Genomic DNA, 24,880 nt, shown 5'->3' with positions numbered 1-24,880 from the left:
GGCTTCGCGCACTTCGTGTCGCTTCGCCACCCCCCTCGCCGGGGGCAACACCTGCGGCCCGGCAAAGCCGGTTCCGCGGCGTTCCCCGGCGCTTGACGAGATCGTTCCATGGCTGCCGCATCGCGCGACTTGCAGGGGCTGCTTGCCGGCCTCGACCCGACAGCCGACGTGGCACAGCGCCACATCTGGCTCATCAATATCTTCGACTGGCTGCGCGGCGACCGCGCCTCGCCCCAGGCGGCAATCGGCCGCGTGCAGCTGCTGCTCGACGCCATCGAGGCGCGGCCCGAATTGCGCGAGCGGCTGCGCGCCTGGTGGCGCGTGTTCACGCAGGCGGTCGACCTGACCACGCTGCTGGCCGACTACGGCTTTGCGCCGCGCACCGCCTTCGCCAGCGAGCTGGGCGAGCGGCTGCGCCGCAAGATCCTGCCCGGCACGCCCGAGACCACCGACGCGTCGGACCTGTTCCGCATGGTGCTGCCCGGCGTGTTCGACGCGGGCTGGATCGCTCTGCTCGACGAAACGCAGCTGGCCCGCATCGGCGCGCTGCTGGCCGATGCGGCGCTGGACGACGACGGCGCGCCGCGCTGGCGCCACACGGTGATGGATGCCGTCACCTACTGCAGCAGCCAGGTGGTTGCGGCCGGTTTCTCGCCGGAGCTGCGCCTGCGCATGAGCACCGAGGTGCTGGGCCAGGGGCGCCCTTTCCATTCGCTGATGGCCGACCTCGACGAACTGCGCGAGCAGATGTTCGACCGGCCCGGCGAGCCCCGCGACGAGGAGGCGCTGCAGGCTGCCTTCTTGGCCTTCCGCGACCGGCTCGACGCCTGCCGGGCCGGCGCCGCCTCGGTCTACACGCACCTGGAAGACAACGGCATCTCGGTCGGCCTGGTGTTCCGGCTGCGCCAGTTGCGCGAGCGGGTGTTGCGCATTCGCGAGCTGCTCGACTGCCTGATGGCGCCCAACCCCGCGCCCAGCGTGGCGCGACTGGTAGGCCGGCTGGTGCTGGCGGGCGGCGAGCGCAACAGCATCCGCGCGCTGATCGCTTCGAACTCATCGATGCTGGCCGCCAAGGTGACCGAGCGCAGCGCCGAGACCGGCGAGCACTACATCACCCGCGACCGCGCCAGCTACCTGCAGATGGTGAAGAAGGCCGCGGGCGGAGGCGCCCTCACGGCCATCACAGTGCTGCTGAAGTTCGGCATCTACGCGCTGGGCCTGTCGGCCTTCTGGAGCGGGCTGGGCGCGGGGCTGATGTATGCGGCCAGCTTCGTCGCGATCCAGCTGCTGCACCTGACGCTGGCCACCAAGCAGCCCGCGATGACGGCGCCGGCCATGGCGGCGCGGCTGCGCCACATCGATTCGGACGGCGCGGTGAACGATTTCGTCGACGAGGTCGCGAACCTCGTGCGCTCGCAGGTGGCGGCGGTGCTGGGCAATGTGCTGGTCGTGGTGCCGGCGGTGGTGAGCATCGCGCTGCTGGCCCAGCTGGCGCTGGAACGACCGTTGCTCGACGCCGCGCATGCCGCAGCCACGCTGAAATCGCTTTCGCTGGCGGGGCCGACCGCGCTTTACGCGGCAATCACCGGCATCCTGCTGTTTTCGGCCAGCATCGTCGCCGGATGGACAGAAAACGCCTTTGTCCTGCATCGCATGGACTCCGCCATGCGTTACAACCCCCGCATCGGCGCTTTTCTCGGCGCCGCACGGGCCCGCCGCTGGGCCGATTTCATGCGCACACACATCTCAGGCTTCGCCTCCAACATCTCGCTGGGACTCATGCTCGGGCTGCTGCCCGCGTTCGCGGGTTTCTTCGGGCTTGGCCTTGATGTGCGGCACGTGACACTCTCGGCCGGACAGATCGCCGCAGCCGCGGCATCCACCGGCCTCGGGGTGCTGCAGCAGCCCGCGCTGTGGTGGGCGGTAGCGGCGATCCCGGTCATTGGCGCGCTCAATGTGAGCGTGAGTTTCTACTTTGCTTTCCGCCTGGCGCTGCGCGCGCACAGCGTGAGCCTCGGTGACCGCGCCCGCATCCGCAGCGCGATCTGGGCCCGCTGGCGCAGCCGGCCGGTGAGCTTTTTCCTGCCTGGATGAATTTGACGAGCTTCCTCAACGATCTGCTGGGCTTCTGGTCCGAATGGGTGCGCCCCTCGGCGGGCCTGCCCACCGTGCTGTGGTCGCTGCTGCTGGCGGCGGCGGCGGCTTCCGGCCACCTGGTGCAACGCTATCTTGGGTTTCCCAAGGTCATCGGCTATTCGCTGGTGGGCGCGGTGGTGGGCTTTGCCGGCTTCGAAGGCGCGATCTGGCCGCTGCGCGGCATCAGCCTCTTTCTGCTCGAACTCGGCGTGGCCGTGGTGCTGTTCGAGGCCGGCGGGCGGCTGCCGCTGCGCTGGTTCCGCCATAACCCGATGGTGCTGGTGCAGAGCCTGCTCGAAGCCACGCTGACCTACTTCGGCGTGTACTGGGTGCTCACGCTGCTGGGCCTGCCCGAGCCGGTGGCCAACCCGATCGCGCTGATGGCCATCGTCGCCTCTCCGGCGGTGCTGAGCCGCGTGATCATCGACACCCGCGCCGCCGGCCCCGTGACCGAACGCGCGATGACGCTGGCCACGCTCAACACCTTCTACGCACTGGCACTTGGCTATGCGCAGGCCGGGCTGATCGAGCGCGCGCCGCAGACGATGCTGCAGAAGCTCTATCCGGTGGCGGTGGTGCTGGGCCTGTCGTTCGTGGTCGGCGGGATCATGGCGCTGGCGCTGCGTTCGGCCCTGCGGGTGATGAGCCCGTCGAGCGAGAACACGTCGATCCTGCTGCTGGCGATCATCGCGGCGGGCGCCGCGCTCACCGCGCACATCGGCGGCTCGGCGCCGCTGGCAGCGTTGATCGGCGGCGTGCTGTTGAAGACGCTCAACCCCAAGCCCTGGGCCTGGCAGCGACAGTTGGGTACTGCCGCCTCGCTGCTGACCATGCTGATGTTCGTGCTGGTGTCGATCGTGGCGGCGCAGGCCGACTGGACATTACCCGTGGCCAGCGTGGTGCTGGCCGTGATCGGCGTGCGCCTGCTGGCCAAGATTTCGGGCGTGGCCATTGCCAACCCGGGCAGCGGCGCGAGCTGGAAGCAGGCCTTCTGGGTCGGCTGTGCGATGTCGCCGCTGTCGTCGATTGCGCTGCTCATTGCCTCCAATTTCGCCACGGCATCGCCGCTGCTGGGCACGATGATCACGCAGGTGGCCCTGCCCTCGATTTTGCTGATGGAGGTGGTGGGCGCGATGCTCGCCACGGTGGCCATCCATGCGGTGGGCGAAAGTTCGGTGCCCTGGATGCCCCAGGCGTTCAGCATCACGGAGGACACGCAGCGATGAGCACCGCAACCAACAACCACAACAACACGCCTATCGACCCGGACAGCGACGACGTCCGCTCGGCGCCGCTGCCTTCGGACCCGGAGAGCCGCGCGGTCAAGCTCGAACCCTTCAACAAGTCGGAAGCGCTGTCGCTCGGCGTGGAGCTGGAGCTGCAGCTCGTGAACACGCACGACTACGACCTGGCCCCGTACGCCGAGGACATGCTGCGCCTGATGGCGCAGACCCCGCTGCCCGGCAGCGTGGTGCCCGAGATGACGTCGAGCATGATCGAGATCTCGACCGACATCTGCCACTCGGCGCAGGACGTGATCACGCAGCTGTCGCCCATTCGCGAGGCGCTGATCCGCAATGCCGACAAGCTCAACATCGCGGTGGTGGGCGGCGGCACGCACGCGTTCCAGCAATGGCACGAGCGGCGCATCTATGACAAACCGCGCTTTCGCGAACTGTCGGAGCTGTACGGCTACCTGAGCAAGCAGTTCACCATCTTCGGCCAGCACGTGCACATCGGCTGCCCCGATGCCGATTCGGCGCTGCTGATGCTGCACCGCATGTCGCGCTACATCCCGCACTTCATTGCGCTGTCGGCGTCTTCGCCCTTCGTGCAGGGGCAGGACACGCAGTTCGACTCGGCGCGGCTGAACTCGGTGTTCGCGTTTCCGCTGTCGGGCCGCGCGCCCTTCACGCTGAGCTGGAAGGAGTTCGAGGCGTACTTCGAGCGCATGACCCGCACCGGCGTCGTGCGCAGCATGAAAGACTTCTACTGGGACATCCGCCCCAAGCCCGAGTTCGGCACCATCGAGATCCGCGTGTTCGACACACCGCTCACCGTCGAGCGCGCCGCCGCGCTCGCGGGCTACGTACAGTCGCTGGCAGCGTGGTTCCTGCAGGAGCAGCCCTTCGAGCCGACGGAAGACGACTACCTCGTCTACACCTACAACCGCTTCCAGGCCTGCCGCTTCGGGCTCGACGCGGTGTACGTCGACCCGGCCACCGGCCAGCACATGCCGCTGCGCGACCACATCCTGATGACGATGACCCAGCTCGAATGGCACAGCGAGGCGCTCAACGCCACGCAGGCGCTGGGCGAGCTGCGCACCAGCGTGGAAGCCAACCGCAACGACGCGCGCTGGCTGCGCGAGAAGCAGGGGAAAGAGCGGCTGCTGGCCGAAGTGGTGCGGCAGGCGTCGCTGCGCTTCCGCGGGCAGGCCTGAGCACGGCCTCAGCCCTTATGCTCACCCCCCATGGGTGAATTCGACCTGATCACGCGCTACTTCAAGCGCCCCGCCACGCGCTCCCCGCTGGGCGTGGGCGACGACTGCGCGCTGCTTGCGCCCGCTGCGGGCATGCAGCTCGCCGTGTCCTCCGACATGCTGGTCGAGGGCCGGCACTTTCTTTCCACCGTCGATCCGGCGCGGCTGGGCCACAAGGCGCTGGCGGTGAACCTCAGCGACCTGGCGGCCTGCGGTGCGAAGCCGCTGGCCTTCACGCTCGCGCTCGCGCTGCCGGGCGTCGACGAGCCCTGGCTCGAGGGCTTCTCGCGCGGCCTGTTCGCGCTGGCCGATGCGCATGGCTGCGAGCTGGTGGGCGGCGACACCACGCGCGGCCCGCTCAACATCTGCATCACGGTGTTCGGCGAAGTGCCGGCCGGCGCGGCGCTGCTGCGTTCGCGCGCGCGCGCGGGCGACGACATCTGGGTGAGCGGCACGCTGGGCGATGCGCGGCTGGCGCTCGAGGTGTTTCGCGGCACGATCGTGCTGTCGGCCGAGGCTTTCGAATCGACGCGCATGCGCATGGAGCAGCCCACGCCGCGCGTGGCGCTGGGGCAGGCCTTGCGCGGCATCGCCTCTTCGGCGGTGGATGTGAGCGATGGGTTGATCGGCGACCTGGGCCACATCCTCGGTTCGAGCGGCGTGGGCGCCACGCTCGATGCCGATGCGGCCACGGCCCTGATCGCTGCCGAGGCGCCCGGCCTGCGCACCGAGCTCTTGCGTACCTGCGCGCTCTCGGGCGGCGACGACTACGAGCTGGTCTTCACCGCTCCCGCCTCGGCGCGCGACGCGGTCACGCAAGCCGGCTTGAACAGCGCCACGCGCGTCACGCGCATCGGCCGCATCGAGGCCGATGCCGGCCTGCGCATCGTCGATGCAACCGGCGCGCCGGTGTCACAGCGCTTCGGCTCGTTCGACCACTTCGTCTGAGCTCTTGTCGTTGCTGCGCTGCTCCGGTCAGGAGCCGCGCACCATCGCCTGCATCTTCTGCTGTGCAGCGTTGATGGCTGCCGACTGCCCGTTGAGCTGCTGCAGCATCTTGTTGAGCTCGGCCTGCACCGCCGGGTCGGTCACGGTGACCGAAGAGCCTGCGACCTGGATCTTCGACTTGTTCTTCTCCATGAAGTCGCCGATGGCCAGCGCGCTGTTGAACACGGTGTCGAGCGCGGGGAACACTTCCTTGAAGGTGGTGGACGGCGCAGTCACGGTCTTGTCGAAGGCCTTGTCGTAGACCTGCTTCAGGTCGTCGGGTTGCTTGAGCTGCGCATGCGCGGCATCGGCCTTGGCGGTCTGCTGGTCGAGCGCGGTGCGCAAGGCGGTCAGGCCATCCTTCGCGGCCTTGAGGTCGTCGCGGCGCGCCGGCAGGTCGGCAATGGAACGCAGCGCGCCCTTGGCCATGATCTGCGTCATGGGCTGGCTCACCGACTTGTTCATGCCTTCGTTGAAGTCGGTGATCACGGCGTAGTGCTTCGCGTAGTCGCCGAACGAGGCTTTCTCTTCCTCGTTAGGCACCGGCACGCGCAGGCCGGGCTTGTCGAGCACGCGGGTCTGCAGGAAGGTGGTGAAGGCCTTGCGCTGCTCGGCTTCCTTGTTGCCGCAGGCCACCAGCGCGAAGCTGAAGGCCACCAGGAGCGACAGGGCCCCGAGACGTTGAATGAAAGTTCTCATGGGGACTGGCCCTCCCGTGTGTTGTGGATCTAAAAATTATAGGGAGCGCTTCAGAGCCTCTATGAAGGCACGCGCCGCGGCCGAGAGCGAGTGGCCGCGCTTGGTGACGATGGAGATGTCGCGCGCCACGCGCGGCGAACTCAGTATCTTGATCACCAGAGACGGATTGGCCTCCGCGCGCGCGAAGGCCGAGGGCATGATCGACGCGCCCATGCCGGCGGCCGTCATCCAGATGGCGGTCGAGAGAAACGAAACCTCGTTCACCACGTCAAGCGCCACGCCCGCATCGGCCGCGGTGCCGTCGATGAGCGGGCGCACGCCGTAGCCCGGGCGCACGGTGATGACGGGATGGCGCGCCAGGTCGGTCCAGCGCACCACGCGCGCCTTGGCCAGCGGGTGGTCTTCCCGGCACACCAGCGCAAGGTGGTCGCGCATGAGCCGCTGCACCTCGACTTCGGCGCCGGGCCGCTCGGGCGTGCCGATGCCGAAATCGACGTGCTCGCCGAGGATGCGCGAGATGAACTGGTCGGGCGCGCAGTCGTTCACCAGCACGCGCACGCCGGGGTGCTGCTCGTTGAACGCGCGCATGGCATCGGGCAGAAGAAAGGCCGAGAGCGTGGGCGTGATGGCCAGCGTGACGCGGCCGCGCTCGAGCGTGGCCAGTTCGCGAAAGTCGGCCGAGAGCGAATCGACGTCGCGCAGGATGCGCTCGACCGTGACCATCATCTGCTCGGCCGCCGCCGTGGCCTTGAGCGAACGCGTGGTGCGGTCGAACAGGCGCGTGTCCAGTCCGTCCTCGAGCTGGCGGATCAGCATGCTCACCGCCGACTGCGTAACGAACAGCCGCTGAGCCGCCGCGCTGAGCTTTTTCAGCTGGTAGACCGCCAGGAATGCACGCAGCTGGCGGATCGTAGGACTGAAGTTCGTATTCATCAGAAAAGATGATATTTCATTAGAAATATCTTGATTTACGAATGAATGCTGTCATCGTTCAATCGTTGAAAAGACACATCACATTCAAGGAGCCTCGATGGCAGTACCTCTTGCCGACGGGAAGAGCGTGCTTCGCAGGCAGCTCATGCTTGGCGCAGTCGGCGCGGCATTGACCGGCGGCTCGGCTTTTGCGCAGGCACCTGCGCCATCGCCATCTTCGACCGTCGGCGATTTCCCGAACAGGCCCATCCGCATGATCGTGACCTTTCCGCCGGGCGGCAGTGCCGATGCGGTGGTGCGCCTGATGGTGCCGCGGCTCAACGAGAAACTGGGCCAGCCCTTGGTGGTCGACAACCGGCCCGGCGCGGGCGGCAACGTGGGGCTCGCGCTGGTGGCCAAGACACCGGCCGACGGCTACACGCTGGGGCTGGGCGCAGCCGGTGCGCTGACGGCCAACGCGAGCCTGTACGCACAGATGCCCTTCGACCCGGTGAAGGACTTCAAACCCGTGGGCATGGTCGCGGCCACGCCCTTCGTGATCGTGGGACACCCTTCCCTTCCGGCGCGCACGCAGCGCGATCTGATCGCGCTGGCGAAGGCGAAGCCGGGCACGCTGTCGATCGGTCATGGCGGCAACGGCACGGCCATGCACCTGTCGGCGGCGCTGTTCGCGCAGATGGCCGACGTGAAGCTGGTTGAAGTGCCCTACCGCGGCTCGGGCCCCGCGGCGCTCGACACCATGGCGGGACAGATCCAGCTCGCGCTGGTCGACTTGCAGGCTTCGCTGCAGCAGATCCGCGCGGGCAAACTGATCGCCTTCGCGGTGACCAGCGCACAGCGCGTGCCGATGCTGCCCGAAGTGCCCTCGGTGGCCGAGGCCGGCCTGCCCGGCTACGACTCCACGGGCTGGTTCGGCGTGGTGGCGCCCGCGGGTACGCCCGCACCCATCGTTGCGCGGCTCAACGCCGAGATCAACGCCGCGCTCGCCGACGAGCAGATCAAGGCCGCGATGCGCAACCTCGGCGCGGAGCCCGCGCCGAGCTCGACCGAAGCCTTCGAGGCCTACATCCAATCCGAGACGAAGAAGTGGGCGAAGGTGATCCAGACCGCCCACATCCGGCTCGACTGACGGCACGCTCCCTTCCGCCCTCTTGCGAACATGACCGACCACCACACCGCAGCAGCACTGCAGGCCGACGTGATGATCGTCGGCGCCGGCCCCGTGGGCCTTACGCTGGCCATGGACCTCGCCTCGCGCGGCGTCTCGGTCGTCATCTGCGAGACGCGCCGTTTCGCGGAGCCGCCGAACGTGAAGTGCAACCACGTGGCATCGCGCACCATGGAGCAGTTCCGCCGCCTGGGCGTGGCGCAGAAGCTGCGCGATGCGGGGCTGCCCGCCGACTACCCGAACGACGTGGTGTTCCGCATCAGCGTGACGGGCACCGAACTCACGCGCATTCCGATTCCGTGCCGCCGCGATCGCTACACCGAGACCGAAGGCCCCGACGCGTGGTGGCCCACGCCCGAGCCGCCGCATCGCATCAACCAGATCTACCTCGAGCCCATCCTGCTGAAGCACACGGCCGCGCTACCGGGCGTGACGCTCCTGAACCGCACGCAGTTCGCGGGCTTCACGCAAGACGACGAAGGCGTGACGGCCATCGCCACCGACATGGACAGCGGCGTGACGCGCAGCATCCGATGCCGCTACATGGTGGGCTGCGACGGCGGCGCCTCCACCGTGCGCAAGCAGATCGGCGCAAGGCTCGAAGGCACGGCCGTGATCCAGCGCGTGCAGTCGACCTTCATCCGCGCGCCGCAGCTGCGCGCGCTGATTCCGGGCAAGCCGGCGTGGTCGTACTACGCAATGAACCCGCGCCGCTGCGGCACGATGTTCGCCATCGACGGGCACGAGACCTGGCTGGTGCACAACCACCTGAATGCCGAAGAGCCCGAGTTCGATTCGGTCGACCGCGACAAGTCGCTGCGCGAAATCCTCGGCGTGGGCCCCGACTTCAAGTACGAGATCATCAGCAAGGAAGACTGGATCGGCCGCCGCCTCGTGGCCAATCGCTTCCGCGAGGGCCGCGTGTTCATCGCGGGCGATGCGGCGCACCTGTGGGTGCCCTATGCGGGCTACGGCATGAACGCGGGCATTGCCGACGCGCTCAACCTCTCGTGGCTGCTGGGCGCGGTGGTGCAGGGCTGGGGCGACGAGGCCATCCTCGACGCCTACGAGGCAGAGCGCCAGCCGATCACCGAGCAGGTGTCGAACTTCGCGATGGACCATGCGCAGAAGATGATCCGCGCGCGCCGCGCCGTGCCGCCGAACATCGAGGAGCCCGGCCCCGCCGGCGATGCGCTGCGCGCCGACATCGGACGCGAGGCCTACGAGTTGAACGTGCAGCAGTTCTGCTGCGGCGGCCTCAACTTCGGCTACTTCTACAGCGGTTCGCCGATCATCATTGCCGACGGCGAGCACATGGCGCCACCCTATTCGATGGGCGAGTTCACGCCGTCCACCGTGCCGGGCTGCCGCGCGCCGCACTTCTGGCTTTCGGACGGCCGCTCGGTCTACGACGCCTTCGGCCCCGGCTACACGATGCTGCGCTTCGACCGCAGCGCGGACGTGCGGCCGCTCGAACGGGCCGCGGCCGCCTACAGCATGCCGCTCACGGTGCTGGACATCGAGACCGAGGACGTGCCCAAGGCCTACACGCACCGCCTCGTGCTGTGCCGCCCCGACCAGCACGTGGCCTGGCGCGGCGCGCACCTGCCGGCCGAGGTCTACGACCTGGTGGGCCTGCTGCGCGGTGAAGGCCTGCGAGTGCGGGCGCGCCGGCGGGCGCTGGCCTGGGAAGGCGTGGTGGCCTGAGCCTTCTCTTCTTCTAAGGCTGGCCCGCTCACCAGCCGCGCCGTGCGACGGCGCGGTACGCAAGCCACACCGCCAAGGCCGGCGCGAGCGCAAAGCTCGTGAACAGCCACACGGCCGCCGAGCGCGCGCCCTCGACGCCGCCCGGCACGGTGAGGCCCGCCGCATTCGCGACCAGCCCCGCCACGGCCGCACCAACGGCCATGCCGTAGAGCTGCACGGTGGTGATCGAGGCGGAGGCCAGGCCTTCCTCGCCCCTGGGCGCGAGCGCCATCACGCGCGTGATGAGGTGCGGCCAGCCGATGCCCACGCCAAGCCCCACGGCCGCCAGTGCGACGGCGATCAGCAATGTCTCGAAGCCGTCGGCGAAGAACCCCGGTGACGGCAGCAGCCACGCCAGCGCCGCCAGCCCCAGCGTGCAGATCACCGGGCCGGCGCGCAGCATGCGGTCGGCCCCCGTGCCGCTGCGGCCCGAGGACAGCAGCGAGCCCGCGCTCCAGCCGCCCGCCATCGCGGCGGTGAGGTAGCCCGCCGCCAGCGGCGAGTGCCCGTGCAGCAGCTGCAAAAAGTACGGCACGAAGATTTCGGTGGTGCTGCCGATCAGCAGCAGCGCCACGCTCGCGTAGATGGCGCCCAGCGGCGCGCTCATCGAATAGGCGCCGCTCGGCAGCACGCGCACAGTGGCACGACTGTCGATGCGCGTGGCCGCGAAGCCGATGGCCAGCCCCAGTGCCACGCCGACGGCCTGCCAGAGCAGCTCGGGCCACAGGCCGCTGGCCGCAATCACCAGTACCGACAGCGCGAGCAGGCCGATCTGCATCCCCGGCACGCGCGGTGGAACCTCGGGCCGCGCGTGCTTCACGCCCATCGAGGGTCGCAATTGCACGAGCACCAGCAGCGCCTGCGCCGCCGCCACTGGCAGCAGGAACCAGAAAGCCCAGCGCCAATGCCCGGCCTGCGCGAACAGGCCGCCCACAGCCGGCCCGCACAAAGTGGCGACGCCCCACATACCCGACACCAGCGCCACCGCGCGCGGCCACAGCCGCTGCTCGAACACCAGCTGGATCAGCCCGTAGCTCAGCGCCGCGAGCAGCCCGCCGCCCAGCCCCTGCACCGTGCGGCCCGCGAGCATCCACGGCATCGCCGGCGCGAGCGCGCAGCCGACCGAGCCGGCGCTGAACACCGCCAGCGCCGCCAGGCACGCGCCGCGCGGGCCGAGCACCGCGAGCAGCCGCACCGACAGCGTGGCGCCGAGGATCGAGCCGACCACGAAGAGCGTGGTGCTCCAGGCGTACCAGTCGAGCCCGCCGATCTCGCCCACCACCGACGGCAGCACGGTGGTCACGATGTGCACGTTGACGGCATGCAGCGCGACGCCGCCTGTCAGGGCCAGCGCGCGCCAGCCATTGCGGCCGCTGAACAATTCGCTCCAGGCGGCGGTGGCAGGCGGAGGACGCAGGGCGGCGGAAGAGGAAGACATGGCGCGAAGACGAAGCTTGGAAAGGAGTCCGGATACTAGGCGGCCGGCGCCAATTAAACAAGTTATTGCTTTGATAAATAAATCGCACCGAACCGGTGCCGGCGCAGATGCGCGACACTTCTGCCCCGATGCACGCCGCTTCTTCCTCTCCTTCTTCCTTGTCCACCACGACCACCGGCGCCATGCCCCAACCCCCGATGCGCCGCGCCACGCTGCGCTTTCTGCTGTCGCACCCCGCGCATTTCATCGCGCTGGGCTTCGGCTCGGGCCTGTCGCCCTTCGCGCCCGGCACCGTGGGCACGCTGTGGGCCTGGGTGGCTTTCGCGGTGATGCAGCTTTGGTTCACGCCGGCGACCATCGGCTGGATCATCGCGGCCTCGCTGCCCATCGGCTGGTGGGCCTGCACCGTGGCCGCGCGCAACATGAACGTGGCCGACCCAGGCGCCGTGGTGTGGGACGAGGTGATCGCCTTCTGGATCGTGCTCTGGCTGGTAACGCCGGCCGGACTCTTCGCGCAGGCCATCGCCTTTGCGCTGTTCCGTTATTTCGATGCCGCCAAGCCCGGCCCGGTGGGCTGGGCCGACGCGCTGTTCAAGCAGCGCGATGCGGCGCAGGTGCGCTGGTGGCGCGCGGGCTTCGGCATCATCCTCGACGACTTGGTGGCGGCGTTCTGCACGCTGCTGGTCATTGCACTCTGGCGCGCATGGTGAACCCGATGGACTCTTCCTCTACAACGGCGCTCGCCGACCAGGACACGCCCGAACTGGTCGTGGCCCTGGCCGGCTTGCTGCAGAAAAAAGGCTGGATGCTGGCCACCGCCGAAAGCTGCACGGGCGGGCTGATCGGCGCGGCCTGCACCGAGCTGGCGGGGTCGAGCGTGTGGTTCGAGCGCGGCTTCATCACGTATTCCAACGAAGCCAAGACCGAGCTGCTGGGCGTGGACGCAACGGTGATCGCGGCGAACGGCGCGGTCAGCGAGCCGGTGGCACGCGCCATGGCCACGGGCGCGATCGCGCATTCGCCGCCGTCGCGCGTGGCGCTGGCCGTGACCGGCGTGGCGGGCCCGACCGGCGGCACGCCCGACAAGCCGGTGGGCACGGTGTGGTTCGGCTGGTCGGTCGATGGCGATGTGCGCACCGAGCGCCGCCGTTTCGACGGCGACCGCGCCACGGTGCGCGCGGCCACGGTGCATCACGCGCTCAAGACGCTGGTCGAGCTGCTCTCGCGCTGAACGCGCGGGCAGGCTCCGGCCTTCAGGCCTTCAGGCCGTCATGAAGTCGCCGAGCGGCCGGCGCGGCGCGGCAGGCACCGGCGCCATCGGGTAGCCGAGGCGGCACATCATCTGCACCGTCGGGCTGTGCCTGTCGCCCGGCCGCGCGGTGCCCAGCAGCAGGTCGTGCGCGACCGCACGGCACGGCGCCATCTCCGCGAACTCTTCGAGCGGCTGGCTCATCGGGTGCATGCCCAGGCCCAGGTCGGTGGCACGCAGTTGCTGGCGCACATGGGCGCGGCCCGCCGCAATCTGCTCGGTGCGGCTGTTGCCGCGCGTGCTGAGCCAGACGAAGCCCATCGCGGTTTGGGCCTGGTCCTCGAACATCTGCAGGGCCTGGCGGAACGAAGGGCTGTCTTCGGGCGCGGGCGTGCTGCGGCTGAACTGCCCCAGCGCAACGGCGATGCGCAGCGCCGGATCGTTGACCGAGAAGCCGTCGCGGTGTTCGAGGATCTCCTGCGGGCCGATGCGCAGCAGCTGCAGGTTTTCCATCGCGGTGCCGGGCGTGGCGAGCTCCACGCGCGCGGCCGCCGCGCAGAGCCTGCGCAAGGGCAGCACGCGCGCCATCTCGACCGTGCCGGATGAGCTCACCATGCCGCCCACCGGCACCACCGAGGTGAGGCCCTGCAATATGTCGGCCGACACCGGCCGCGTGAGGTCGAAGCGCTGCTTGGGCGTGCGCCGCCGCAGCACCTGCGCGAACAGCGGATCGGGCACGCCGCCGTCCGCCAGCCGCAGCCGTGCCACCGGAATGTGCGGCCAGTGCCGCGGCTCGCCGATCAGCTCGCCCTGCGGCCATAGCTGCACGCTGGCCTGCACGCCCTGTTGCGCGAGCGCCATCACCAGCAGCTCGATGAAAGCGCCGTGGCCGATGACGACCTGCCGGCCGAAGGGATCGGACTCGGGCTGCACGCGCTCGCGGTCGCAATAGACCACGATGGCTTCGGGCTCGCGCAGGTCGACCAGCCAAGGCTGGCAGTTGTACGCGGTGGGGGCCGTGACGGCATAGGCGACGGCGCGCTTGCGCACGTCGGGCTCGTTGCCGGGGCCGTTCCATACCTCCAGCGCGGCCGCCGGCATGTCGGAGTTCAGCCACCAGGCTGCCAGCGCGGCCGCACCCGCCGCTACGACAACGCCGCCTCCCAGCAGCCGGACAAAGTTTCTTCGCTCATCCATTGCGCGGATTATCGAAAGCGCGCCCGCAGTTCACAATGCGTCAAGCTTCGATAACTGCTATTCAAAACTGAATACCGATGAGACCCGACAAGGAACTGGGCTTCGACTGGCGGCTGGTGCGCGCGTTTCTGGCCGCGCTCGACCATGGCAGCCTGCTGGGAGCGGCGCGCGCCGTGGGCGCGAGCCAGCCCACGCTGGGCCGCCACATCGCCGAACTCGAAGCGCAGCTGGGCGTGGTGCTGTTCGAGCGCACCGGCCGGGGCCTGCGGCCGACCGAAATGGCCACGCGGCTCGCGCAGGCCGCGCGCGCCATGGAAAGCGGTGCGCTCGCGCTGTCGCGCAGCGTGTCGGGCGCCAACACCGCGCTGGCCGGCACGGTGCGCATCTCGGCGAGCCAGGCCACGGCGCGGCACCTGTTGCCGGCGCTGCTGGCCCAGATGCGGCGCGAGCTGCCCGAGATACAGGTCGAGCTGGTGGCAACCAACGAAGTCAGCAACCTGCTGCGGCGCGAAGCCGACATCGCGCTGCGCATGAGCCCGCCCGAGACCGGCTCGGTGATCGCCCGGCGCGTGGGCCGGTTCGCGCTCGGCACCTTCGCCCAGCGTGACTACCTGCGCCGCCGCGGCACGCCGCGCCAGATCACCGACCTGCTCAAACACGACCTGCTGGGCTACGACCGCGACGACAGCATCCTGCGCAGCTCCGCCCAGCTCGGCGCGCCCCTGAAGCGCGAGGACTTCTGCTTTCGCACCGACGACGTCAGCGTGTACTGGGAGGCGCTGCGCCAGGGCGTGGGCATCGGCTTCGTGAGCGAGTCCTTGGCCCACACCGACGGCGAAGTGGTGCGCGTGCTGCCTTCGATCAAGCTGCCGGTGCTGCCCGTGTGGCTGGCGGTGCACCGCGAAGTGCGCACCGACCGGCGCATCCGCTCGGTCTATGATTTCCTCGCCCGCACCATTCCCCAGGTGCTGTGACCCCCCGCCAACCAACCCGAAGGCCTCATGACAGCAGCCACCAATGCCCAGACCATCGAGCGCTTCTACAGCGCGTTCGCCAAGCTAGACGCCGCCACCATGGAAGCCTGCTACGCAAGCGACGCAGTGTTCGACGACGAGGCTTTTTCGCTGCGCGGGAGGCGCGAAGTGGGCGGCATGTGGCGCATGCTGGCCACGGGCACGAAAGCCAAGGGCGCCGACGTGTGGCGCCTGACCTGGCGCGACGTGAAGGCCGACGACAGTACCGGCAGCGCCCACTGGGACGCGCACTACCGCTTCAGCGCCACTGGCCGCCTCGTCGACAACAGCATCGACGCGCGCTTCACCTTCACGCCCGAGGGGCTGATCGCGACGCACCGCGACAGCTTTCCGTTCTGGACCTGGTCGCGCCAGGCGCTCGGCACGCCGGGCCTGCTGCTCGGCTGGACACCCATGCTGCACAACAAGGTGCGCGCCACCGCCGCAGCCAACCTCGCCACTTTTCTTGCACGCCAGCCATGAGCAACAACACCGCCCTCACCTTTTCCAACAACGAAACCCAGCACCGCTACGAGGCCACGCTGGATGCCAAGCTCGCGGCCTATGCCGAGTACAACCTGCTGACCGACGCGATCATGTTCACGCACACCGAGGTGCTGCCCGAGCACGAGGGCAAGGGCGTGGGCTCGGGCATCGCGAGGCACGTGCTCGACGAGGCGCGCGCCAAGGGGCTGCATGTGATTCCGGTGTGCCAGTTCATCGCGGGCTATATCCGCAAGCATCGCGAGTACGCCGACCTGGTGCGGCCGGACATTCAGCGCGCCTTCAAGATCTGACGGAATCGGCCTTCGGCGCGGGCAGCCACGCGAAGGCCGCGATGCCAATCACCAGCAGCGCGGCGATGGTGGACAGCACGGCCGTCAGCGGGTCGCCGCCATGCGCCGACGCGACCGAAGCGGCGACGCCCGTGCCCCACTGCATGAGCGCCACGCCAAGGAACATCGCCATCGTGAACACGGCCATCGCGCGGCCGGTGAGCGTGGCCGGATAGGCGCCGCGCACGTCGGCGTATTGCCAGACGATGAAGCCCGAGAGCACGCCGATCAGCACCATGCCGGCGATGTCGAGCCAGGCCGAGTGCAACACCGCGATGAGCGCGAAGAGCCCCGCATAGCCGAGCGCGCAGATCACGATCCAGCGGCGGCGCCCGGCGCCGTCGCGGTCGAGCCGGCCGAAGAGCGGCGCGCCGAACAGCGAGATCACCGACACCGCCAGCGCGACGTTGCCGCTCTGCACCAGCGAATAGCCGTGGCGCTCCATCATCAGCGGGCCGAGCCACAGGCCGCGCAACGAGATGAAGGCGGCGTAGGTGACTGCCCCCAGCACCATGATGCCCAGCGTGTGCGGCATGGCGAACAGCGCGCCGAACTGGCGGATCGCCTCGGGGATCGACTCCTTGACCTGCGGCACGGCCGAGGCCGGCTCGTGCACCCAGTACCAGATTGCGAGCCATGCCAGCGCGGCCGCCACGGCCAGCACCAGGAAGCCCGCGCGCCATGAATAGGCCTGCACCAGCCACGCCAGCGGTGTGCCGGTCGCCAGCATGCCGAGGCCGCCGACGGCCAGCACCATGCCCGACACGGTGGCGAAGCGCGCCGCCGGAAAGTGCCGCGCGATGAACACCGTGCACACCAGGAAGGCTGGCGCGCAACCCACGCCGATCAGCGCCTGGCCCGCCACCAGCACGAGGTAGCTGGACGACACCGCCGACAGCAGCGCGCCCGCGATGGCGACAGGAAAGGCCACCAGCACCGTGCGGCGCACGCCATGCAGGTCGATGCCGATGCCCATGAACAGCTGCATGGCGCCGAACGCAAAGTGAAAAGCCCCCGAGAAGATCCCGAGGGCCTGGGCGGAGAGATGAAAGTCGGCCTGCAGCGGGCTCGCCATGATGGCGCCGACCGTGCGGAACGCCTGGCTCAGCGCGACCCCGGCGCACAGCGCCAGGACCATCACCCAGGCCGCGCGCGGCGTCAGGGGTGCACTGTCAGAGCCAATGCCGGCGCTAGGTGGCACCGTGGCACTTCTTGTATTTTTTTCCGCTGCCGCAGGGGCACGGGTCGTTGCGGCCGGGAGCAGCTTCCTTGCGGATGGTCTCGGCCTTCGGGCCCAGGCTCTTCCAGAGCTGGCGCAGGTCGTACACGGCCCAGATGGCGGCGCCGAAGTCGTCCAGCCGCTGCTGGCTCACGCTGGGCGGGGCGTCGTCGCTGTACATCGACAGCGTGGGCTTGGCGTTGTCGTCCTCGGTGAGGGCGACGATGTTGTCGAGTGCGTCGTCGAGCATGCGCGCAGCATCTTTGTCGCGCGGCGTGGCCCAGTCTTCGGGCCAGTTCTCGACCGCGTACATGAAGCCCAGCGCCCAGACCTGTGCGAAGGAGGGGATCGCTTCGCCGGCCACTTCGGCACGTTCTTCCTCGGGCAGCGAGGCGATGGCGCCGCGGGTGTCGAGCACCTCGGGCTGCCAGCTGCGTTCGTCGTCGAGGGTTTCGACGGGGGCATCGAGACCCTCTTCGATCTCGACCCAGCGGCGCTTCCAGTTCCAGACGAACTCCATGTGCTGCGCGGACGAGAAGCTGTCGCCCAGCAGCACGGGCCAGTATTCGGACGGCATGATGGGGCGGCGGGTACAGATCAGCGCGGCCATGAAGCCCTCGCAGAACTCCCATTGGGGGATTTCCTCGTCGTGCTCGCGCATGGCGTCGAGCGCCTGGTCGAGTGCGTCGAAATCGTCGGGGCCGAGGGGGGACTGGGCTGCGGAGGTGGCCTCTGGGGGCGAAATGGGGTCGGGAATGGTCGTCATGGCAAGTTCGGGGCAGCCCTCTATGATGCAGCAGGCTCCGGTCGAGACTATTTCTATGCCCACGATTATTCCGTTTCCGACGCGCTACAGCGCCTTCGCCCTGTGCGTGGTCGGTCTGGTGGCCTGCCTCGCGTTCGTGCTGGTGTCACCGCACCTGTGGCTGGCCTGGATCGGCGTGGCAGTCTTTGCGGTACTTACAGGTACCGGCGTGCACGACCTGCGGCAGGCCCGCCACGCCATCCTGCGCAACTACCCGGTCATCGGCCATTTGCGCTTTCTGCTGGAGTTCATCCGGCCAGAAATGCGGCAGTACTTCATCGAGAGCGACTCGGAAGCCGCACCCTTCTCGCGCGCCCAGCGCTCGCTGGTGTACCAGCGCGCCAAGGGCGACCCCGACAACCGGCCCTTCGGCACGCAGCTGAACGTGACCATCGCGGGCTACGAGTGGATCAACCACTCGATGCAGCCGACGAAGCTCGAGAACCACGATTTCCGCATCGTGATCGGCGGCACGCCGCAGCCGGTGGGCGCCAACCCGGCGCAGGTCTGCACGCAGCCCTACAGCGCGAGCGTATTCAACATCTCGGCCATGAGCTTCGGCGCGCTGTCGGCCAACGCCATCCTCGCGCTCAACAAGGGCGCGAAGATGGGCGGCTTTGCGCACGACACCGGCGAGGGCTCGATCTCGCAGCATCACCGGGTGCACGGCGGCGACCTGATCTGGGAAATCGGCTCGGGCTACTTCGGCTGCCGCAACGACGACGGCACCTTCAACGAAGAGCGCTTCACCGCCAACGCGCGCGACCCGCAGGTGAAGATGATCGAGATCAAGCTGAGCCAGGGCGCCAAGCCCGGGCACGGCGGCGTGCTGCCGGCCCCCAAGGTCACGCCCGAGATCGCGGCGGCGCGCGGCGTGCCTGTGGGCGTGGACTGCATCTCGCCCTCGTCGCACAGCGCGTTCTCCACGCCGACCGAGATGATGCATTTCGTCGCGAAACTGCGCGAGCTGTCGGGCGGCAAGCCGACTGGCTTCAAGTTCTGCCTGGGCCATCCGTGGGAATGGTTCGGCATCGTCAAGGCGATGCAGGCCACCGGCATCACGCCCGACTTCATCGTGGTCGACGGTGCCGAGGGCGGCACCGGCGCGGCGCCGGTCGAGTTCAGCGACCACGTGGGCGCGCCGCTGCAGGAAGGCCTGCTGCTGGTGCACAACACGCTGATCGGCGTGAACCTGCGCCACCGCATCAAGATCGGCTGCGCCGCCAAGGTGATCACCGCCTTCGACGTGGCCCGCATGATGGCGCTGGGCGCCGACTGGTGCAACGCCGCGCGCGGCTTCATGATGGCGCTGGGCTGCATCCAGGCGCAGAGCTGCCACACCGGCCATTGCCCCACGGGCGTGACCACGCAGGACCCGCTGCGCCAGCAGGCGCTGGTGGTGCCCACCAAGGCCGACCGCGTGCGCAACTTCCACCGCAGCACGCTGCATGCGCTGCAGGAGCTGGTGCAGGCCGCGGGCCTCGACCATCCGCAGCAGATCACCGCGCACCACATCGTGCGCCGCATTTCCGACACCGAAGTGCGCCTGTTGAGCAACCTGGTGATGCAGGTGCAGCCGGGCGCACTGCTCGGCCCGCTCGACGAGCAGCACAATGTTTTCCGTACCTACTGGCCGCTGGCCAGTGCTGAGAGTTTCCAGCCCGTGACACAGGGCCCGCAAGGGCTTGTGACGGGCTTTGCAATGGCCGCATGAGTGCAGCGCCGGGCCGCCCCAAGCAAGCTCGTACCGCAGCACGGAGTGCGGAGGTATCGACCTGATGAATCCTTTGAGACGAGGCGCCAACGCGCGCCTGCAAACGCGCAAGGGCGCAGCTTCGGCGCCCGCGCCCCTCGACGCGCTTTCCCCGAACCCGCCAGCGCCCAGCGACTACGCGGAGTTCCTGCGCACCACCCTGCCCCAGCAGAAGAAGAACGTGGCCAGCCACCGCTTCGGCAGCGAACGCGTGTGGCTCAAGAAGGCCGGCCCCCGGCATGGCAAGTGGGGCTACCGCGTGATGGCGGCGGTCGCCCGCATGGCGCGGCTGGACATCATCAAGCCGGTGCCCAACCCGGGCGGCGAAGCGGCCATCGCCACCGAGGCGCGTCGGCTGAAACAGCTCGCGGCCGCCGGCCTGCGCGTGCCGGTGGTGCTGGCACAACAGGCCGATGGCCTGCTGATCTCGGACCTGGGCGAAAGCGGCCGCGCAACGGTCGTGCTGCAGGAGCGGCTCGACCAGGCCGCCGCAGCGGGCCCCGCGGCGCTGCTGGCTGTTTGGCGCGAGGGCCTGACAGCAATCGCCGCCGTGCACGTGCGCGGCCAGCACCTGAGCCAGGCCTTCGACCGCAACCTCGTGCAGTGCCCTGACGGCGTGATCGGCTACATCGATTTCGAGGATGACCCGGCCGAGGTCATGACACTGGCCGAATGCCAGGCGCGCGACTGGCTGAGCTACCTGCACTCGACGGCCATGATGCTGGAAGCCGCCGCGCCGCAGGCTGCCGGGCAGCACTGGCATGCGGCGCTGTCCGGCGTGAACGAAGAGGTACGCGAGCGCATCGCGAACGCAGCGCGGCGCATGAAGTGGGCGCAGAAGCTGCCGGCGAGCCGGCGGTGGGGGCGCGATACGCAGCGGGTGCGGGCGGTGGCGCGGTTGCTGGGGCGGTGGTATCTGGCGCCTCTCCCGAATTAGCGACAGTCGTTGCGCGAGTTATTGGCGATCAATTTGCTTCTTTGAGTTCATACCAATGGCCCACGGGCCCGATGAGCTTGTAGAAGACAAAGCCGAGCGCAATCGCTCCGGCACCGATGGAGAGGATGCGAGCGGCAGATCTCACGGCCCAAACGCCGCCTGCACCGCCACCCCACGCAGCGCCAGCCTCTTCTTCATCGACAGCACCGCCCGATCCTTGCTCAGCAGCAGCGCCCGGTGCGCCACGGCCAGGTCGATGAACACCTGGTCATCAGGATCGCTGCACACGCAAGGTGCGCGCGGCGGAATGCCCTCGACCATCTGCACCCGCGCGTCGAAATCTGCCAGCACCACCGGCACCTGCAGTTCGCGCTGCGCCATGCGCCTTGCAATCAGCGGATAGCCCAGCACGCGTTCGAGCTCCATGCGCATGGCGGCCGTAACCAGCCAGCGCAGTTCTCCCGCGGCCAGCCGCGCAGTCAGCGGCTCCCAGGCCGGATCTTCGAAGACCAGCAGGTCGAGCGCGATGTTGGTGTCGATGACGACGGGGGCGGAGGATTCTGTCAACGTCATGGAATGTGCGGGGGATATCGCCGATGTTGCACCATGCAGGGCCGGCGTCAGGCCCGAGTCGGTTCGGCCGACGACAATGCTCCCGGGCGCTTGCGCGCCCTGCCTCATCACAGCATCCGCCCTCTTTCATGAAACGTCTCCCGCTGCTCTGCCTCGTCCTGCTCGCCTCCGTGGGTGTCCGGGCCGAGTGGTTCACGCTGTCGGGCACGCCCGGCGACGCCACCAGCAGCTACGTGCAGGTCGAGCCGACCAGCGTCGAGGTGGACGGCTCGAACCGCCTCGTGAGCCTGCGCATGAGCCTGCCGGAAGACCGCACGGGCCGCGACGGCATCAGGTTCCGCTCTTTCCAGGCCCGGACCAAGGTCGATTGCGAGGCCCGCAGCGCGCGCTACGTGAGCGCTACCTACTTCGGCCATCCGGATTTCGTCGGCGAGCCGGTCGCGGTAAGGCATTTCGAGGAGAGCGACGTGCGCACCGTGACCCTGGCCGGCGCACGCGACCTCGTCACGCGAACGATCAACGCGGCCTGTGCCGTTCGCCCCAAGGAAGCCAAAGAACAGCAGCCCAAGCCCGAAGGCGAGCTACTTCCGCGCTGAGCCCGCGACCATGTCGAAGCGGAACAGGCGGCATTCGATAGGGCCGTTCCACATCGGCACGCGGCGCGATTCCTTCAGGCGCATCTGCTTGGGCAGCTTGAGGTCGGGCGTGAGCACCCAGGCGGTCCAGCCGGCGTAATTCTTCTTCCAGTGGGTGGCGAGCTGCGGGAAGAATTCGCCGCCATCACCCCCTTCGCCTGCTTCGGTCTGCGCCGATTCGCGCGCACCCGAGCGCCCCGTGCCGGCCACGCCGCCCACCTCGATGCGCTCGCCGTACGGCGGGTTGAGCATGATCACGCCGCCCTCGGCCGGCGGCATGCGCTGCAGCGCGTCGCCGCCGCGGAACTCGATGGCCTGCGCCACACCGGCGCGCTCGGCGTTGCGTTCGGCAAAGTCGACCATGCGGTGCGACACGTCAGAGCCGAAGATCGCCACGCCGCCCTCGCGCACGGTCGTCTCGGCCTCCTGCCTGATGGCGGTCCACACGTGCGCCTGGAACGGCAGCAGCTTCTCGAAGCCGAAGCGCCGCAGCGACCCGGCCGCGATGCCGCGCGCGATCTGCGCCGCCTCGATGGCAATAGTGCCGCTGCCGCAGCAGGGGTCGTACAGCGGCTGGGTCGACACTTCGCCCGTTTCGGGATTCCACCAGCCGCTGGCGGCCAGCATGGCGGCGGCCAGGGTTTCCTTCAGCGGGGCGTCGCCCTTGTCCTGGCGCCAGCCGCGCTTGAACAGCGGCTCGCCCGAGGTGTCGATGTAAAGCGTGCAGGTGTCGGTGGTCAGGTGGGCGAACACGCGGCAGTCGGGCCACTGGGTCTCGATGCTCGGGCGCACGCCGTTGGCCTTGGCGCGGAAGCGGTCGGCAATGGCGTCCTTGATGCGCAGGGTGGCGAAATTCAGGCTCTGCAGCGGGCTGTGCTGGGCGGTGGTCTCGATCTTGAAGGTCTGCTTCGGGGTGAACCAGATCTCCCAGGCCACGCCGTTGGCAATGGCGTACAGGTCGTTCTCGCTGCGGTAGGGCGCGTGGGCCAGTTCGACCAGCACGCGCTGCGCGAGCCGGCAGTGCAGGTTGAGCTTCAAGGCGTCGCGCCAGTCGGCGCGCACGCGCACGCCGCCGCGCAGCGTGAGCAGGTCCTGGCCGACGCGGCCGGTCAGGGCGTGCACCTCCTGGGCGAGGAATTCCTCGACGCCGGCGGCGCAAGGCAGGAAAAAGGAGAGATCGTTCACGGAAATTTGACCATCGGGGAACCCGACTAGGGGACTCCATTGTCGCCGCGTCACGCACCTTCTCTATATAGTCGATTCGCCGATGACCCCCACCCCCGCATCACCGACCGCGCCGGCCGCCGCCAGCGACAGCAGCGACGACCGCTTCGCGATCCAGTGCGAGGTGCTGCGGCTGTCGGTCCGGCCCATCGGTCCGGTGCTGCTGGTGCAGTACCTGCTGAACTGCGGCGTGGCGGCGCTCTTCGCCTGGCAGTACTCGCTGACGCGCGCGCTGGTCTGGATCGCGCTGGTCACGGGGGTGACGGTAATGCGCGGCTTCTTCCCGCAGCGCCTGCCAGAACCCTTCACGCCCGAAACGCTGCGCGAGGCGCAGCGCACGCACACGCTGCGCACGGCCATCTGGGAGCTGGCGCACGGGCTGGCCGGGGTGCTGCTGTTCAACCCCGCGAGCGCCGACCTGCAACTGCTGCTGGGCCTGATCCTGATGGGCATGACGCTGTCGTCGGCCTTCTCGGTGTCGTTCTACACACCGGCCACGCAGCTCGCCATCACTCTGCTGCTGGCGCCGATCATCGTTACCGGCCTATGGATGGGCGCGCCGGTGATGATGGCCGTGGCAGTCATCGGCATCGGCCTGATCGCGATGATGTGGAAGCTGGTGGCCGAGCGTTCGCGCCAGCTCGAAGAGAACATCGGCCTGCGGCTCAACGAGCGCACCCTGCGCGAACAGGCTCTGGCCGGCCTGCGCGCCTCCGAGCATGCGCAGGCCGAGCGTCTGCGCTTCTTCTCGGCCGCCAACCACGACCTGCGCCAGCCGGTGATGGCCATCGGCCTGCAGGCCGAGGTGCTGCGCCAGCAGCTGAACAACGGCGCGGACATGGAGGCGGTGCAGCACACGGTGGGCTCGCTGGCGCGGGCGCAGCAGGCGCTGGAGGGGCTGACCAACCAGCTGCTGGAAATCGGCCGCATCGAGGCCGCGGTCGATCCGCTGCGCCCGGCGGCAGTGGCGCTGGCACCGCTGCTGCAGGAACTGGCCCGGCAGGCGGGCGACGGCCGGGTGCTGGTGCGCTGCCCGCGGGACGCAATCGCCTGGAGCGACACGGTGTCGCTGCGCCGCGTGCTCGCCAACCTGGTCGACAACGCCGTCAAGTTCACACCGCGCGGGCGCGTGCTGCTGGCGGTGCGGGCGCGGCGGCGAGGCGCCGGCAGGGCCTGGCGCGTGGAGGTGCGCGACAGTGGCATCGGCATCGCGGCCGACGCGCAGCAGCGCGTGTTCAACGACTTCGAGCAGATCGGCAACGTCGAGCGCAACCTGCAGCGCGGCCATGGGCTGGGCCTGGCGATCGTGCGGCGGCTGGCGGCGCAGCTCGGCATTGCGGTGTCGCTGCGCTCGGCGCCGGGGCGGGGGTCGGTGTTCAGCTTCGAACTGCCTGCAGCGCCGGAAGGCGCGGTGGTGGCGGCGCGCCCTGCTGCGGTGGCGCAGGACGATGGCGACGAGGCGGCGCGCACGCCGTTGCGCCCCGGGCTCGCCGTGCTGGTGGTGGAAGACAACACGGTGGTGGCCGACAGCCTCTCGGCCCTGCTGCTGCAATGGGAAGTGGAGCCGCGCGTCTATGCCAGCGCCGCCGAGGCGCTGGCGCTGGCCGACCTGCGCGCGCTCGACGCGGCGCTGTGCGACATCCGCCTGCCGGGTGCGCTCGATGGCATCGCGCTGGCCGAGAAGCTGCAGCGGCAGAAGCCCTCATTGGCGATCGCGCTGATTTCGGCCGACATCAACGAAGCCACCCAGCGGCTCGCCGCCGAGCGCGGCTGGCATGCGCTGCGCAAGCCGGTGCAGCCGGACGAACTGCGCGGCGTGCTGCTGAAGGCGCAGCTGCTGCGGGGCTGAC

Annotated in this window: 23 protein-coding genes; 15 read left to right on the top strand and 8 right to left on the bottom strand. The window is 69.1% G+C overall.

Annotated features, from left to right (window positions below; translation table 11 throughout):
* Window positions 1-108 precede the first annotated feature (108 nt).
* Genes BMW87_RS14570 through thiL form a run of 4 tightly spaced genes read left to right on the top strand, consistent with a single transcriptional unit; the run spans window position 109 to window position 5,566 of the window.
* On the top strand, window positions 109-2,094 hold the full coding sequence (locus tag BMW87_RS14570; RefSeq protein ID WP_093077041.1) for a site-specific recombinase: 1,986 nt from the start codon (window positions 109-111) through the stop codon (window positions 2,092-2,094).
* A complete protein-coding gene (locus BMW87_RS14565; RefSeq protein WP_093077040.1) occupies window positions 2,091-3,362 on the top strand; it encodes a cation:proton antiporter in 1,272 nt (423 codons plus the stop codon). The genes BMW87_RS14570 and BMW87_RS14565 overlap by 4 nt, the downstream gene beginning before the upstream one ends.
* Entirely contained in the window at window positions 3,359-4,579 is a 1,221-nt protein-coding gene (locus BMW87_RS14560) for a YbdK family carboxylate-amine ligase (RefSeq protein WP_093077038.1), read from the top strand. The genes BMW87_RS14565 and BMW87_RS14560 overlap by 4 nt, the downstream gene beginning before the upstream one ends.
* A 30-nt stretch (window positions 4,580-4,609) precedes the next feature.
* Complete coding sequence (thiL, locus tag BMW87_RS14555; protein ID WP_093077036.1) at window positions 4,610-5,566, top strand: thiamine-phosphate kinase; 957 nt, start codon at window positions 4,610-4,612, stop codon at window positions 5,564-5,566.
* A 27-nt stretch (window positions 5,567-5,593) separates the two neighbouring features.
* Here the strand turns inward: thiL and BMW87_RS14550 are convergent, their stop codons facing one another.
* Window positions 5,594-6,304, bottom strand: coding sequence for a DUF3053 domain-containing protein (locus tag BMW87_RS14550; RefSeq protein ID WP_093077034.1), 711 nt, complete (start codon window positions 6,302-6,304; stop codon window positions 5,594-5,596).
* A 36-nt stretch (window positions 6,305-6,340) separates the two neighbouring features.
* On the bottom strand, window positions 6,341-7,237 hold the full coding sequence (locus BMW87_RS14545; protein WP_093054151.1) for a LysR family transcriptional regulator: 897 nt from the start codon (window positions 7,235-7,237) through the stop codon (window positions 6,341-6,343).
* A gap of 97 nt (window positions 7,238-7,334) precedes the next feature.
* Here BMW87_RS14545 and BMW87_RS14540 point away from each other — a divergent pair, with 97 nt between their 5' ends.
* Together BMW87_RS14540 and BMW87_RS14535 are read left to right on the top strand one after the other, a co-directional pair.
* Window positions 7,335-8,366, top strand: a complete 1,032-nt coding sequence (locus BMW87_RS14540; protein WP_093077033.1) for a Bug family tripartite tricarboxylate transporter substrate binding protein — start codon at window positions 7,335-7,337, stop codon at window positions 8,364-8,366.
* Window positions 8,367-8,396: 30 nt separating this feature from the next.
* A complete protein-coding gene (locus BMW87_RS14535) occupies window positions 8,397-10,112 on the top strand; it encodes an FAD-dependent oxidoreductase (RefSeq protein WP_093077031.1) in 1,716 nt (571 codons plus the stop codon).
* 28 nt (window positions 10,113-10,140) lie between these two features.
* On the opposite strand, the gene BMW87_RS14530 is transcribed toward BMW87_RS14535, so the two are convergent.
* Window positions 10,141-11,589 (bottom strand): MFS transporter, encoded by a 1,449-nt coding sequence (locus BMW87_RS14530; protein ID WP_093077030.1) that lies wholly within the window; start codon window positions 11,587-11,589, stop codon window positions 10,141-10,143.
* 182 nt (window positions 11,590-11,771) lie between these two features.
* Here BMW87_RS14530 and BMW87_RS14525 point away from each other — a divergent pair, with 182 nt between their 5' ends.
* Together BMW87_RS14525 and BMW87_RS14520 are read left to right on the top strand one after the other, a co-directional pair.
* Window positions 11,772-12,299: a phosphatidylglycerophosphatase A family protein gene (locus BMW87_RS14525; RefSeq protein ID WP_093077177.1), complete on the top strand. Its 528-nt coding sequence runs from the start codon at window positions 11,772-11,774 to the stop codon at window positions 12,297-12,299.
* Window positions 12,293-12,820, top strand: a complete 528-nt coding sequence (locus tag BMW87_RS14520; protein ID WP_093054143.1) for a CinA family protein — start codon at window positions 12,293-12,295, stop codon at window positions 12,818-12,820. The genes BMW87_RS14525 and BMW87_RS14520 overlap by 7 nt, the downstream gene beginning before the upstream one ends.
* A gap of 30 nt (window positions 12,821-12,850) precedes the next feature.
* Here the strand turns inward: BMW87_RS14520 and BMW87_RS14515 are convergent, their stop codons facing one another.
* On the bottom strand, window positions 12,851-14,035 hold the full coding sequence (locus BMW87_RS14515) for an Acg family FMN-binding oxidoreductase (RefSeq protein WP_256216767.1): 1,185 nt from the start codon (window positions 14,033-14,035) through the stop codon (window positions 12,851-12,853).
* A gap of 77 nt (window positions 14,036-14,112) precedes the next feature.
* On the opposite strand from BMW87_RS14515, the gene BMW87_RS14510 reads away from it, so the two are divergent.
* From BMW87_RS14510 to BMW87_RS14500, 3 genes are read left to right on the top strand one after another with little or no spacing between them, the layout of a single operon-like run.
* Window positions 14,113-15,009, top strand: coding sequence for a LysR family transcriptional regulator (locus BMW87_RS14510; RefSeq protein ID WP_093077027.1), 897 nt, complete (start codon window positions 14,113-14,115; stop codon window positions 15,007-15,009).
* A gap of 27 nt (window positions 15,010-15,036) precedes the next feature.
* Entirely contained in the window at window positions 15,037-15,531 is a 495-nt protein-coding gene (locus BMW87_RS14505; protein ID WP_093077025.1) for a nuclear transport factor 2 family protein, read from the top strand.
* Window positions 15,528-15,845 (top strand): GNAT family N-acetyltransferase, encoded by a 318-nt coding sequence (locus BMW87_RS14500; RefSeq protein ID WP_093077024.1) that lies wholly within the window; start codon window positions 15,528-15,530, stop codon window positions 15,843-15,845. Before BMW87_RS14505 ends, BMW87_RS14500 begins: the two co-directional genes overlap by 4 nt.
* On the opposite strand, the gene BMW87_RS14495 is transcribed toward BMW87_RS14500, so the two are convergent.
* Together BMW87_RS14495 and BMW87_RS14490 are read right to left on the bottom strand one after the other, a co-directional pair.
* Window positions 15,835-17,022: an MFS transporter gene (locus BMW87_RS14495; RefSeq protein WP_093077022.1), complete on the bottom strand. Its 1,188-nt coding sequence runs from the start codon at window positions 17,020-17,022 to the stop codon at window positions 15,835-15,837. The genes BMW87_RS14500 and BMW87_RS14495 overlap by 11 nt on opposite strands.
* Before the next feature lie 52 nt (window positions 17,023-17,074).
* Window positions 17,075-17,869, bottom strand: a complete 795-nt coding sequence (locus BMW87_RS14490; RefSeq protein ID WP_093054132.1) for a YecA/YgfB family protein — start codon at window positions 17,867-17,869, stop codon at window positions 17,075-17,077.
* 55 nt (window positions 17,870-17,924) lie between these two features.
* Between BMW87_RS14490 and BMW87_RS14485 the strand changes: the two genes are divergently transcribed.
* Together BMW87_RS14485 and BMW87_RS14480 are read left to right on the top strand one after the other, a co-directional pair.
* Window positions 17,925-19,622, top strand: a complete 1,698-nt coding sequence (locus tag BMW87_RS14485) for an FMN-binding glutamate synthase family protein (protein WP_093077021.1) — start codon at window positions 17,925-17,927, stop codon at window positions 19,620-19,622.
* 64 nt (window positions 19,623-19,686) lie between these two features.
* Window positions 19,687-20,598, top strand: coding sequence for a BUD32 family EKC/KEOPS complex subunit (locus tag BMW87_RS14480; protein ID WP_093054128.1), 912 nt, complete (start codon window positions 19,687-19,689; stop codon window positions 20,596-20,598).
* Window positions 20,599-20,739: 141 nt separating this feature from the next.
* Here the strand turns inward: BMW87_RS14480 and BMW87_RS14475 are convergent, their stop codons facing one another.
* Entirely contained in the window at window positions 20,740-21,171 is a 432-nt protein-coding gene (locus BMW87_RS14475) for a putative toxin-antitoxin system toxin component, PIN family (RefSeq protein ID WP_093077019.1), read from the bottom strand.
* A 128-nt stretch (window positions 21,172-21,299) separates the two neighbouring features.
* Here BMW87_RS14475 and BMW87_RS14470 point away from each other — a divergent pair, with 128 nt between their 5' ends.
* A complete protein-coding gene (locus BMW87_RS14470; RefSeq protein WP_093077018.1) occupies window positions 21,300-21,767 on the top strand; it encodes a surface-adhesin E family protein in 468 nt (155 codons plus the stop codon).
* On the opposite strand, the gene BMW87_RS14465 is transcribed toward BMW87_RS14470, so the two are convergent.
* Complete coding sequence (locus tag BMW87_RS14465; RefSeq protein WP_093077016.1) at window positions 21,753-22,991, bottom strand: THUMP domain-containing class I SAM-dependent RNA methyltransferase; 1,239 nt, start codon at window positions 22,989-22,991, stop codon at window positions 21,753-21,755. The genes BMW87_RS14470 and BMW87_RS14465 overlap by 15 nt on opposite strands.
* An 82-nt stretch (window positions 22,992-23,073) precedes the next feature.
* Between BMW87_RS14465 and BMW87_RS14460 the strand changes: the two genes are divergently transcribed.
* On the top strand, window positions 23,074-24,879 hold the full coding sequence (locus BMW87_RS14460; protein ID WP_093077014.1) for an ATP-binding response regulator: 1,806 nt from the start codon (window positions 23,074-23,076) through the stop codon (window positions 24,877-24,879).
* Window position 24,880: the final 1 nt, after the last annotated feature.

This window comes from Variovorax sp. OV084 (assembly GCF_900111625.1).
GTDB lineage: Bacteria > Pseudomonadota > Gammaproteobacteria > Burkholderiales > Burkholderiaceae_C > Variovorax.
This window is presented reverse-complemented; position numbering and strand designations above follow the sequence as displayed.